Origin of the sequence: Burkholderia sp. Se-20378 (assembly GCF_017104665.1) — a bacterium.
GTDB classification, from domain to species: Bacteria; Pseudomonadota; Gammaproteobacteria; order Burkholderiales; family Burkholderiaceae; genus Burkholderia; species Burkholderia lata.
In genome coordinates, this window is sequence record NZ_JAAGPG010000245.1 from 1 (window position 1) to 12,010 (window position 12,010).

General features: G+C 67.9%; 13 protein-coding genes. 6 read left to right on the forward strand and 7 right to left on the reverse strand.

Translation table 11 applies throughout. The features are described 5' to 3' along the window. Positions 1-211 (reverse strand): GntR family transcriptional regulator (locus tag G3N93_RS23185; protein WP_206134037.1); only part of this gene is annotated, 211 nt, incomplete at its 3' end. 123 nt (positions 212-334) lie between these two features. Between G3N93_RS23185 and G3N93_RS23190 the strand changes: the two genes are divergently transcribed. Next, complete coding sequence (locus tag G3N93_RS23190) at positions 335-973, forward strand: FMN-binding negative transcriptional regulator (protein WP_174942247.1); 639 nt, start codon at positions 335-337, stop codon at positions 971-973. A 55-nt stretch (positions 974-1,028) separates the two neighbouring features. Here G3N93_RS23190 and G3N93_RS23195 read toward each other — a convergent pair whose 3' ends face one another. Then, positions 1,029-1,610 (reverse strand): thioredoxin family protein, encoded by a 582-nt coding sequence (locus G3N93_RS23195; protein ID WP_206134038.1) that lies wholly within the window; start codon positions 1,608-1,610, stop codon positions 1,029-1,031. A 227-nt stretch (positions 1,611-1,837) separates the two neighbouring features. Between G3N93_RS23195 and G3N93_RS23200 the strand changes: the two genes are divergently transcribed. Both G3N93_RS23200 and G3N93_RS23205 read left to right on the forward strand, forming a co-directional pair. Continuing rightward, the gene (locus G3N93_RS23200; protein ID WP_174942243.1) at positions 1,838-2,578 is read left to right on the forward strand and encodes a response regulator; all 741 of its coding nucleotides are present in this window, start codon (positions 1,838-1,840) and stop codon (positions 2,576-2,578) included. Further along, positions 2,575-3,897, forward strand: coding sequence for an ATP-binding protein (locus tag G3N93_RS23205; RefSeq protein WP_174942240.1), 1,323 nt, complete (start codon positions 2,575-2,577; stop codon positions 3,895-3,897). Before G3N93_RS23200 ends, G3N93_RS23205 begins: the two co-directional genes overlap by 4 nt. A gap of 78 nt (positions 3,898-3,975) precedes the next feature. Here G3N93_RS23205 and G3N93_RS23210 read toward each other — a convergent pair whose 3' ends face one another. The 4 genes from G3N93_RS23210 to G3N93_RS23225 form a co-directional block, all read right to left on the reverse strand. After that, positions 3,976-4,587 carry an alpha/beta fold hydrolase gene (locus G3N93_RS23210; RefSeq protein ID WP_206134039.1) on the reverse strand — a complete coding sequence of 204 codons (612 nt, stop codon included), beginning with the start codon at positions 4,585-4,587 and terminating at the stop codon, positions 3,976-3,978. Positions 4,588-4,649: 62 nt separating this feature from the next. Next, on the reverse strand, positions 4,650-5,384 hold the full coding sequence (locus G3N93_RS23215) for a metallophosphoesterase (RefSeq protein ID WP_206134040.1): 735 nt from the start codon (positions 5,382-5,384) through the stop codon (positions 4,650-4,652). 114 nt (positions 5,385-5,498) lie between these two features. Further along, positions 5,499-6,032 (reverse strand): GNAT family N-acetyltransferase, encoded by a 534-nt coding sequence (locus G3N93_RS23220; RefSeq protein ID WP_206134041.1) that lies wholly within the window; start codon positions 6,030-6,032, stop codon positions 5,499-5,501. 12 nt (positions 6,033-6,044) lie between these two features. Then, the gene (locus G3N93_RS23225) at positions 6,045-6,680 is read right to left on the reverse strand and encodes a LysE family translocator (RefSeq protein WP_206134042.1); all 636 of its coding nucleotides are present in this window, start codon (positions 6,678-6,680) and stop codon (positions 6,045-6,047) included. Between the two features lie 305 nt (positions 6,681-6,985). Between G3N93_RS23225 and G3N93_RS23230 the strand changes: the two genes are divergently transcribed. The 3 genes from G3N93_RS23230 (at position 6,986) to G3N93_RS23240 (ending at position 11,106) form a co-directional block, all read left to right on the forward strand. After that, positions 6,986-8,179: a porin gene (locus G3N93_RS23230; RefSeq protein WP_011354017.1), complete on the forward strand. Its 1,194-nt coding sequence runs from the start codon at positions 6,986-6,988 to the stop codon at positions 8,177-8,179. Positions 8,180-8,279: 100 nt separating this feature from the next. Then, positions 8,280-8,711: a GFA family protein gene (locus tag G3N93_RS23235; RefSeq protein ID WP_206134043.1), complete on the forward strand. Its 432-nt coding sequence runs from the start codon at positions 8,280-8,282 to the stop codon at positions 8,709-8,711. 472 nt (positions 8,712-9,183) lie between these two features. Next, the gene (locus tag G3N93_RS23240) at positions 9,184-11,106 is read left to right on the forward strand and encodes an SMP-30/gluconolactonase/LRE family protein (RefSeq protein WP_174942226.1); all 1,923 of its coding nucleotides are present in this window, start codon (positions 9,184-9,186) and stop codon (positions 11,104-11,106) included. Positions 11,107-11,167: 61 nt separating this feature from the next. Here the strand turns inward: G3N93_RS23240 and G3N93_RS23245 are convergent. After that, a partial coding sequence (locus G3N93_RS23245; RefSeq protein WP_241026667.1) for a c-type cytochrome occupies positions 11,168-12,010 on the reverse strand: 843 nt, incomplete at its 5' end.

Here is a 12,010-nt window from a genome sequence, read left to right on the forward strand (position 1 = left end):
TGAGCTGCGCATACGCGTCGACGACGGTGCCGCGCGCCACCTGCAGCGACGTGGCGAGCAGCCGTGTGGACGGCAGCGTGTCACCGGGCCGGACGTCGCCGCGCCGCACGGCTTCGCGCAGCGCCTGCGCGAGCTGGCGGCTCAGGTCGCCGGCCGCGCGATCGAGCGCGCCGAGCGACGGGATGTCGACGTTCCGGGCCGTTCTTGCCATGATTCTGGTCTGCTGAAAATGTTTCAAACCGGCTCTACAGCATAAACCAGTTTGGCGCCACAATCGGCACATGACGGGCCAGCGCCTGATCCATTCCAACCCCCGCATGACCGTGGAGCCGACATGTACGTCCCCGCCGATTTCAACGAACCCAACCCCGACGCGGTGCGCGAGCTGATCGTGCAGCATCCGTTCGGCAGCCTGATCACGCACGGCAAGAGCGGGCTCGACGCGAACCACATCCCGTTCGAGCTGCTGCCGAGCGACGGCGGGCTCGGCGAACTGCATGCGCACGTGTCACGCGCGAATCCGGTCTGGCAGGACGTCGCGAACGGCGACGAGGTGCTCGTGATCTTCCGCGCGGGCGACGCGTACATTTCGCCGACCTGGTATCCGAGCAAGCATGAGGCGCACCGGCAGGTGCCGACGTGGAACTACGTGGTCGTGCATGCGCATGGCCGCATCACGGTGCGCGACGACGAGAAGTTCGTGCGCGGCGTGGTCGCCCGGCTGACGCGCACGCACGAGGCGTCGCAGCCGGTGCCGTGGAAGATGGGCGACGCGCCGACGGATTATCTCGACGCGATGCTGCAGGCGATCGTCGGGCTGCAGATCGAGATCACGCGGCTCGTCGGCAAGCGCAAGCTCGGGCAGAACAAGGACGTGGCCGATATCCGCGGCGCGGGCGACGCGCTGGTCGCGAACGGCAACCTCGCGATCGGGGAAGCGATGATCGCGGCGGCCGACGCGAAGCGCGGGTGAGTGCACCCGATACGCGGGCATGCGCGGGCAACCGCGACGCCCGCGCGCCGGCCCGTTACTGCGTGCGCGTCGTGCCCTTCGCACCTTCAGCGGCCTGCGCGAGCGCACCGCGGATCGCGGCCTCGGTCTTGTCGTACTCGCCTTCCCCATAGCGCGTATAGACGACCTTCCCGTTCGCGTCGATCAGGTACAGCGCGGGCCAGTACTGGTTGCCGTACGCGCGCCACGTGTCGTAGCGGTTGTCCTGCGCGACCGGATACTTGATGCCGAAGCGCTTGATCGCGTCGGCGACGTTGCCCGCATCGCGCTCGAACGGATACTCGGGCGTATGCACGCCGACCACGACGAGCCCCTGGTCGCGATACTTCCGGTCCCACTCCTTCACATACGGAATCGTATGAATGCAGTTGATGCACGAGTACGTCCAGAAATCGACGAGCACGACCTTGCCGCGCAACTGGCCGAGCGTCAGCGGCGCGCTGTTGTGCCAGCGGTCGATGCTGGTGAAGTCGGGCGCCGCCGTACCGGCCTGCGAGGCCGGCATGCCCGCGTCGTCGCGGGTGCCCGCAAAGGCGGCGAGCCCGGCCGTGGCGGCGAGGGCGAAGACGAGGGCGGCAATCTTGAGTCGGGGCAGCATGGCGTTCTCCTGAGCGGGAGGCCGCCGCTCGGGGGCGGCGGCCAGACGGGTTTCGACAGGCCCCATTAGGCGGCGCCGACGTATCTGCGATGTGTCCGGCAAGCCACGTGTGTGCAATGTTGTGTGTCGTCACGGCGGCGCGATACATTGGGATACAAACGCATGCCCGCCGTGCGGTATAAAAGCGGACATCGCCTGCCCGAATACCTCGACACCGACAACGACTCATGGACAAGATCGACCACGTGCTGATCGTCGACGACGATCGCGCTATCCGCGAACTGATCGCGGATTATCTGGAGAAGAACGGCATGCGCGTCTCGCTGGCCGCGAACGGCCGCGAGATGCGCAACGTGCTGGAGGACGGCGCGCCCGACCTGATCGTGCTCGACCTGATGATGCCGGGCGAGGACGGCCTCACGCTGTGCCGCGACCTGCGCGCCGGCAAGTTCCGCACGGTGCCGGTGCTGATGCTGACCGCACGCGGCGAGGAAACCGACCGCATCATCGGCCTCGAGATGGGCGCCGACGATTACCTGGCCAAACCGTTCGCGGTGCGCGAACTGCTCGCGCGGATCCGCTCGGTGCTGCGCCGCGCGCGCATGCTGCCGCCCGGCATGCAGGTGACGGAAACCGCGGAGATGCTCGCGTTCGGCGAATGGCGGCTCGACACGACCGGGCGCCACCTGCTCGATGCCGAAGGCACGCTGGTCGCGCTGAGCGGCGCCGAATACCGGCTGCTGCGCGTGTTCCTCGACAACCCGCAGCGCGTGTTGACGCGCGACCAGTTGCTCAATCTCACGCAGGGCCGGCAGTCCGATCCCTTCGACCGGTCGATCGACCTGCTCGTGAGCCGGCTGCGCCAGCGTCTGCGCGACGGTGCGCGCGAACCGCGCTACATCAAGACGCTGCGCAACGAGGGCTATGTGTTCTCGTCGGCCGTGACCGCCGTCGACGGTACACCATGAGCGCGCGCATGCCGTGGCACTGGCCGCGCTCGCTGTTCGCGCGGCTCGCGCTGATCCTGTGCGTGGGCCTCGCGCTCGCGCAGACGCTGTCGTTCTGGCTCACCGTGACCGAGCGCGACCAGGCGACCACCAACCTGATGATGGGCTACATCGAGCGCGAGGTCGCGAGCTCGGTCGCGCTGCTCGACCACCTGCCGCCGGCCGAGCGGGCCGCGTGGCTGCCGCGCCTCGCGCGGCGCAGCTATGCGTTCATCCTCGGGCCCGGCGAGACCGGCACGCCGCCGGAAGCGCGGCTGTCGGCGCGCGTCGAGCGGTCGATTTCCGACGGCATCGGCGGCGACTACCCGCTGACCGCGAACGCGATCCCCGGCGACCGCGAACACCTGCAGGTGCATTTGCGCCTGACCGACGGGTCGCCGCTGACGATCGACATTCATCCGATGTCGACGGTGCCGCTGTCGGGCTGGCTGCCGGTCGTGCTCGTGCTGCAGCTTGCGGTGCTGGCCGCATGCTGCTGGCTCGCGGTGCGACTCGCGACGCGGCCGCTCAAGCAGCTCGCGCAGGCCGCCGATGCACTCGGCCCCGACCTGAAGGGCGAGCGGCTGAACGAGGGCGGGCCGTCGGAAGTCGCGCGCGCCGCCCGGGCGTTCAACGCGATGCAGGATCGCATCGCGCAATACATGGCCGAGCGCATGCAGATCCTCGCATCGATTTCGCACGACCTGCAGACGCCGATCACGCGGATGCGCTTGCGCGCCGACATGATGGACGACGACGCGCAGGGCGCGAAGCTGCGCCAGGATCTGCTCGAGATGGAGCATCTGGTGAAGGAGGGCGTCGCGTACGCGCGGACGCTGCACGGCACCGAGGAGGCCGCACGCCGCATCGATCTCGATGCGCTGCTCGACAGCATCGTGTGCGACTACACCGATGCGGGACAGGACGTTGCGCTGCACAGCCGCGCGCCGCTCGCGCTCGTCACGCGGCCGAAGGCGCTGCGGCGCATCGTCGGCAACCTCGTCGACAACGCGCTGAAATTCGCGGGTGCGGCCGAGATCGACGTGCATGCCGCGCCGGACGGCGGCGCGGTGATCGCCGTGCTCGACCGCGGGCCCGGCATTCCGGACGATCAGCTCGACGCGGTGTTCGAGCCGTTCCGGCGCGTGGAGACGTCGCGCAACCGCGAGACGGGCGGCACGGGGCTCGGCCTCGCGATCGCGCGGCAGCTCGCGCTCGCAATGGGCGGCACGCTCACGCTGAAGAACCGGACGGACGGTGGCGGGCTCGAGGCGCGGCTCACGCTGCGGAGTGCGGGGTGATGTGATGCGGTGCGTGAGCGGCGCGGTTTCTGGTTGGTGCTGAAACCGACGCTGACGTTGAGGCTGCGGCGTGCAACGTCACACGCGTTGCAGATGCGCGTCGACGAGCGGTGCGAGCGTCTCCGCATGCACGGCCGCGAGATCGTGCCGGCCGCCATGGAGGACATGCAGCCGCGCATCGGGCAGCCGTTCGAGCAGGCGCCGGCCGGCCGCGATGGGGCTGATCGGATCGTTGTCGCCCCACAGCAGGAGTGTCGGCTGCGCGATGCGGCCGATATCCCGCGACAGATCCGCCCGGAACGTCAGGAACCAGTCGGGAAGCTGCGGGTTGGCTTCCGCGAAACCGGTGCGCCAGTCCTGCGCACCGAGCCCGGCCATGTCGAGTCCGCCGGACGTGACCGTCAGCACGAGGTGCGTGATCAGTTCGGGCTTGTCGAGCGCGGCGCGCATCGCGATCACGCCCCCCATCGATTGCGCGATCACGGCGGTCGGCCGGTCGATCGTTTCCAGAACATGACGCACGAGACTGTCGAAATCGTCGACGGCCGGATCGCGCGGTGTGTCGCCGAAGCCCGGATAGCCGACGATCCGGCGCTCGGCCGGATGCTTCAGCAGATTGGCCAGCGGTTGCCAGAAGGCGGTGCTGCCCGATGCGCCGGGCAGGAAGAGCAGTTGCGACGGAGCGGGCATGGCGGTGCGGTTTTCCGGTGAATGAAGTGAAGCGGAAGGGTGAGCGGGGTGAGCCGCGCGCGTCAGCACCGGCCGGTGCGCAATGCGACGGTCCAGTCGTCGCGCCCGCGCGATGCGGCGGTGGCGGCCGCCGTGTGCCAGTCGTATTCGACCGCATGGAATTCGACGTTCCAGCCGGCCGTCGTGCGCGACACCATCGCGTAGCGCGCATGCGGCGAGCCCGTCTCGATGCGATGCGGATGCGGCAGGTCGTCCGTGTACGCCTGCAGCCCGACGCTGCCCGGGTTGACGATCAGCCGGCCGTCGTCGAGCCTGGCCGTCCGCGGGATATGCGTGTGGCCGCACAGGATCAGCGACGCCGGTTCGTCGCCCGCGCGCTGTGCGATCTCATCGGGCGTGGCCGCGCGGCAGCCGTCGGGCGTAACCGTTTCGAGGAAATAGACGAGGTCGCTGTCGGGCGTGCCGTGCACCATCAGCACGTCGTCGCCGAGCGTCATGCGTTCGGGCAGCGCGGCGATCCAGTCGAGATGATCGGCGTGCAGCGTGTCGTGCGCCCAGCGATCCGACAGCCGCATCGACTCGCGGTCGCCGGTGAGCAGTTGCCGTTCGTGATTGCCCTTGATGGTCGGCAGGTCGAGCGCGATCAGGCGGTCGGCCGTTTCGGGCGGATGGAGCGCGCCGGACAGGATGTCGCCGAGATTGACGATCACGTCGGCGCCGCGGCGGCGGACGTCGTCGAGCACCGCGTCGAGTGCGGCGAGGTTGCCGTGGATGTCGGACAGCGCGGCGATTTTCATGGCGGATCGTCGAGAAAGGGAACGGCGATTGTCGCCAATTCGGCGCAGGCCGTCCAACGGCGTGCGTAGGCGAAGAAGCTGTGAGCGGTGGTACGTGAAGCCGCGGGTCGCGCGTCAGTCGGTCGCGAGGCGCGCGTACATCGCGAAATCGCCCGGCGTGCCGCGCACCATCTTGTAGGCGCGCAACAGCCCTTCATAGCGGTAGCCGCACTTCTGCAGCACGCGCGCGGAGCCTTCGTTGCTGGTCAGCACGACGGCCTGCATGCGCACGAAGCCCTCGGCGAACGCCCACTCGGTGACGGCCTTGCACAGCGCGCTCGCGATCCCGCGCCCCCAGTGCGACGGCGCGAGATCGTATGCGATCTCCGCCGAGCGGTTCACGGTCGATACCGTATGCAGGCCGATCGTTCCGGCAAGCGCGCCCGATGCGTCGTCGATCACGGCGAGCCGCCGGACCGAGTCGGGGGTCGTCGATTCGATGGTGTCGAACAACGGCAGCAGATCGTCGGGCGAGCGCAGGTTCCAGCTCGTATGGCGGAAGACGTCGGGGTTCGTCAGGTACGCGTACCACGCGTCGAGGTCGGCGCGTTCGATCTGGCGGAGTGACAGGCCGGCAAAGCCGGAGGAGGGCGGTGCAGCGATTTTCATCGGAATCCGCTCCTATGCGGCATGACGCCGGTACAGCGCCAGCGACCCGGCGAGCGCGAGCAGCATCGCGCCGCAGGTGCGTTCGAGCCACAGCGCCCCCGCGCGCTTCAGCAGCCGCACCGCGCGCGCGCCGAGCAGCGCGTAGCCGAACATCACGACCCCGTCGAGCAGCGCGAACGTGACCGCGAGCGCGACGTATTGCGGCGCGAGCGGCGCGGACGGATCGAGGAACTGCGGCAGGAAGGCGGAGAAGAACAGATAGCCCTTCGGGTTCGTCACCGCCGTGAGGAAACTCTTCGCGAAGATCGACGCGTTGTGCCCGGAAGACGCAGCGCCACCATCCGCGACGGCGACGTCGAGCGCCCCCTTCGACATCAGCAGCCGGATCCCGACGTACGCGAGATACGCGGCGCCGAGCCACTTCACCACCGAGAACCAGAACGCCGACGCCATCAGCAGCGCGCCGAGGCCCAGCGCGACCGCGACGATCAGCACGAAGTCGGACAGCATCGCGCCCGCGAAGCCGTAGGCTGCACGGCGCACGCCGTAGCGCGAGCCATTGGTCAGCGCGAGCAGCACGGTCGGGCCGGGTGTCGCGATACCGACGAACGCAACGGCGGCGAAGATCAGCAGGGTCGTTTCATGCATGAAGGCACTCCCGATGGATGGTGCGCGTTCGATTATCGGTTGCGCCCGCCCGGGCTGTACAGGAGCGACGCGCTGCGCACAGGGCGGTCCGCTCGACTATCTCAATTTTGGCAAGAAACTGTTTTCATTATTCCGCTTTCGATCGGAACCGGTTCCATCTACCATGGCGGCCGCAGTGGGCATGCCCGCCGCGTCGTCGCGCGCGGACGCGGCCGGCCTCGCCCCGCCGGCCGATCTCGCCGCCCGCGCGCTACTCGCAACTGACAGCCAGAACAACGGGTTCACCGCCCGGAGACACGACAATCATGAACAAGCAACTGATCGCAGCCCCGCTGCTGCTCTCGCTCGCGGGCATCGCCGCCGCGCAAAGCTCCGTCACGCTGTACGGCATCGTCGATGCTGGCGTCACCTATCGCAGCAACGAACGGGTCGGCTCCGCGGGCGCGTACACCGGCCATTCGAGCGTCGGGCTCACGACCGGCAACCTGTCCGGCAGCCGCTGGGGCATCAAGGGTTCCGAGGATCTCGGCGGCGGGATGCGCGCGCTGTTCGTCCTCGAGAACGGCTTCGACATCACGAACGGCACGTCGGGGCAGGGCGGCCGCCAGTTCGGCCGCCAGGCGTTCGTCGGCCTCGGCAGCGACCGCTACGGCACGGTCACGCTCGGCCGCCAGTACACGTCGCTCGACGATTTCGTGAGCCCGGTCGGCCCGTCGTCGTACATCGGCGGCTTCGGCGCACACCCGGGCGACATCGACGACCTCGACCAGACCGCGCGTGTCGACAGCTCGATCAAGTACACGAGCGCCAACTACTCGGGCTTCACGTTCGGCGCGCTGTACGGCTTCGGCAGCCAGCCGGGCAGCATGAAGCAGCGCAACACGTGGAGCGTCGGCGCGGCGTATGCGGCGGGCCCGCTGCGCGTCGGCGTCGGCTACGAGCGGTCGGACAACAGCAAGACGGGCGCGACGGACCCGACGGCCGGCAAGTGGCAGAGCACCGACGACGGGCTGTTCAACTCGTCGATCAACGAAGGCTATGCGAGCGCGCAATCGCAGCAGATCATCGCGACGGGCGCGACCTACGACTTCGGTTCGGCCGTCGTCGGCGTGAACTACAGCAACGTGCAGTACCGCAGCGGCGGCCAGTCGCTGTTCACGGGCCACGCGACGTTCAACGTCGCGGGCGTGTTCACGCGCTGGAACGTGCGCCCGCAGACGCAACTGTTCGCGGGCTACAGCTACACGCGCGGCAGCGATGTCGACGGCGTGGACGACCGCGCGCAGTATCACAACGTCACGCTCGGCGCCGTCTACGACCTGTCGAAGCGCACCAGCGTGTACCTGCTCGGCGCGTACCAGCACGCATCGGGCATGACGCTCGACGCGCTCGGCCGGCCGGTGGCCGCAACCGCGTCCGTCTCGGACAAGGCGAACGGCCACTCGTCCGATTCGCGCTCGCAGGCCATCGTCAGCCTCGGCCTGCGCCAGAAGTTCTGACGCATCGCGATCGTTGCGGACGCAACGTTGCCCGCAGCCGATGCCGGCAACGTTGCACCCATGCTCCTATACTGTCGCCTCCTTTCCTGGAGGAGACGACATGACCCGAACGCATTCCGCGAGCTGTCTGTGCGGAACCGTCACCGTGAGGCTGCGCGGCGAGCCGGCGGCGCGCGCGAACTGCCATTGCGCGACCTGCCGCGATTTCTACGGCACGCCGGTGCTGTCGGCGACTGCGTGGCCACCCGAGCAGGTGGCCGTCGAAGGCGCTAGCGCGACGTTCCCGCATCCGGCGAAGTCGATGTCGCGCACGTACTGCGCGTCGTGCGGCGAGATCGTGTTCGGCACCAACCGGCTCGGCATGCGCGTCGTGCCGAACAGCCTGGCCGCGCGTGCGCGCGGCGGGCAGTTGCCCGGCGACCTGCAGCCGACGATGCACCTGTTCTACCGGCACCGCGTGATCGATGTCGTCGACGCGCTGCCGAAATTCCTCGACGGCTGGGACGGCCCGACGCTCGACGACGCGAGCTGAACGATCGCCGTCGCGTGCCGGCATGGCCGGCGCGCGGTCGTTTGGTGTTCTCCGCCGTATCCCGCTTTCCCCTCCCTTCCTCCCTTTTTCCCGCCGCATGCCGCTGCGCTGAATCGCACGACGCGATTACGCCGGATATTATTTTTTCTCTTTCATTTCAATTTCGATTTGTAATCATCGAGCCCATTTTCGGGTAATGAAAAAGGCAATGCGGGCATTTCAGAAAAAATGACGCATCCGCATTGAGCGACCCGGAAGAAAATGCCGGGGAATAAGCACCGTAGTCGTGCGGCCGGCAAGCCGTTGCGGCGCGGTGAGCGGGTTTGACCATCGTTGACGGAAAAGCGCCGGACGGCAAAAAGAACGGAGTGAATAATTCGTGATGACGGCGAATGCGCTTTAGCCGGAATCACCAATATTTCATGTGCCGCGATTTACAGTGTCGACAATTGAACGTTCGGGAGCATTATTCATGTCAATGAAACAAATTCGGGCGGCGTTGCTGGGAATGTGCATGGCAATGCTGGCGCCGGCGAGTCACGCGCAGGTGCAATACTCGACCGACTGGCTCGCGAACACGTACGGCACGCTGGCCCAGCACGTGGGCAATGCGGCGCGCTCGATGTGGGTCGCGCCCGAGGGCGTGATCTACACGTCGTCGCGCTGGGACGAGAACGCGGGCGGCGTCGCGCTCTACCAGAACGGCCAGCCGATGGGCACGATCGGCATCCACGACGAATTCCAGGGCGGCGCGATTACCGGCAACGCGACGTCGATCTTCGTCGCGCTCGGCTACAACCGCAACTTCGGCAGCGGCTCGGTGGGCCGCTACAACCGCAGCACGAACCAGCGCGACCTGCGCATCCCGGTCAGCACGTGGACGGGCCTCCCGAACCCGGACGTGATCACCGGCCTCGCGACGGCCGGCAACCTGCTGTACGCAAGCGATTTCTACGGCAACCGTGTGCGCGTCTATACGACCGACGGTGTCTTGCAGCGCGACATCGGCGTGACCGGGCCCGGCGCGCTGGCGCTCGACGCGGCCGGCAATTTGTGGGTCGCGCGCATGAGCGCGGGCGTGGTCGTGCAGTACAGCGCCACCGGCACGCTGATGAACACGATCCAGATGGCGGCCGGCGCGCGGCCGTCGGCGCTGTATTTCGACGCGTCGACGGGGCAGTTGCTGGTGGGCGACCAGGGCCCGGACATGAACATCAAGATCTACAGCCTCGCCGGGTTGCCGCAGCAGATCGGCACGTTCGGCGTGCAGGGCGGCTATCTCGACACGACCTCGGGCATCAAGGGGCAGGTCGGCGACAAGCGCTTCACGCGCGTGGTCGGCATCGGCAAGGATTCGGGCGGCAACCTGTACGTGCTCAACAACGCGTGGGGCGGCGGCTGGGATCTCGGGCGCAACGGCAGCACCGACCTGCATTCGTACAGCCCGACGGGCGCGCTGCAATGGAAGCTGCAGGCGCTGAACTTCGAGGCGATCGCCGCGCCCGACCCCTCGACCGACGGCGCGTTCTTCTACAGCGGCAACAACGTGTACACAGGCTCGGCGGGCGGCACGTTCGTCGCGAACACGGTCGACCCGTTCACCTATCCGAAGGACCCGCGCCTCGACATGAACGACTACCAGCGCGGCCAGCACTTCGGCCAGCTCGTGACGGTCGGCGGCAACCGGATTCTCGTCGCGTCGGGCCAGAACCCCGGCAATTTCAATTTCTATTACTTCACGCCGGCGACCGGCTATATCGCGAATCCGGCCGGCTCGCTGCCGGGCAAGCCGTTCAACACGTCGCTGCAGGTCACGACCGGTTTCGACATCGACGGCAACGGCGACGTGTGGGCCGGGCTGAACGGTTCCAACGTGATTACCCGCTACCCGATGACGGGCTTCGATGCGACCGGCAAGCCGTCATGGGGCAAGCCGGTGACGACGCCCGTGCCGAGCACCGTGGCGCCGACGACGCGCATCCTCTACCAGGCGGACAGCGACACGATGATCCTCGCGCAGGGCCTCGCGAACAACTGGGACTGGACCGCGATGAACGGGCACATCGAGGTCTATCACGGCTGGAAGAACGGCAACACGACCGCGCCGAACCCGGTGATCAACCTGACCAGCGCGAACCCGAAATCGATCGCGGCGGCCGGCCACTACCTGTTCGTCGGCTACGTGCACACCGTGCCCAACGTCGACGTGTTCGATCTCAACACGGGCGCGCTCGTGACGACGCTGACCAACTCGAACACGTCGGCGATGGACGTCGGCAACGACGTCGACTCGATGTACGGGATCCGCGCGTACCTGCGCTCGACCGGCGAATACGTGATCACGAAGGACAATTACAACGGCACCAGCATGATCGTGTATCGCTGGCATCCGTGAACGCGCAGGCAGTGCGGGTAGCGCAAGCCGTGCGGGCCGGATGGCCTGCACGGCGTTCGCATCACGGCGCGCCGAGCACGCGCCCGTTCACGCTGAGCCCGTACATCGAATCGGGCGAATCGTGGAATTTCGCGCGCGTGTCCTGCACCGAGCCCGTGAAGCGCGGGTCCTGCGGACGTTCGTGGCTGTCCATGAAGGTCGCGACGTCCCACGCCTCCTGATCGGTCAGCGTGCCGCCGAGCCCGAGCGGCATGTTGGCCTTGATGAAGCCGGCCGCATTGCGGATGTCGCCCATTCCCGCGCCCCAGTTGAACGAACGCGCGCCCCACAGCGCCGGGAAGACCGCCTTTCCGCCGCTCGACTGCCCCTGGCCGTCCGCGCCGTGGCACAGCGCGCAGTGCTGCGTGTAGACGGCGGCGCCGCGCGCATAGTCGGCCTTCTGCGCGGGCGGCGGCAGTTTCAGGAATCCCTGCCCCGGCAGCTTCGTGCCGACCGGCGCGCCCTTCGCGAGCCAGTACGAATAGGTCTCGAGTGCGACGAGGATCGGGTCGCCGGCCGGCGGCGCCTTGCCGTTCATGCTGTAGCGGAAGCATCCCTGCAGGCGCTCGGCGAATGTGTTCACGTGGCCGTTCTTGCTGCGGTACGCCGGATACAGCAGGTACGCGGCCCACATCGGGCTCGAATCGGGCCGGCGGCCCGCGTCGAGGTGGCAGCTCGCGCAGGTCAGCTTGTTGCCGACGTACTTGCCCGCGAACTCGGGCGTGTGCAGGAAGATCTGCTCGCCGAGCTTCACGGTCTTGCCGAACTCGTCGGCGGGTATCGCGGATTCGGCGGGCGGCGCGAAGGGTTTGGCGGCCGTCGCCGTCACCGTTGCGGCAGGCGCAGGTGCGGAAGCGGCGGCCGG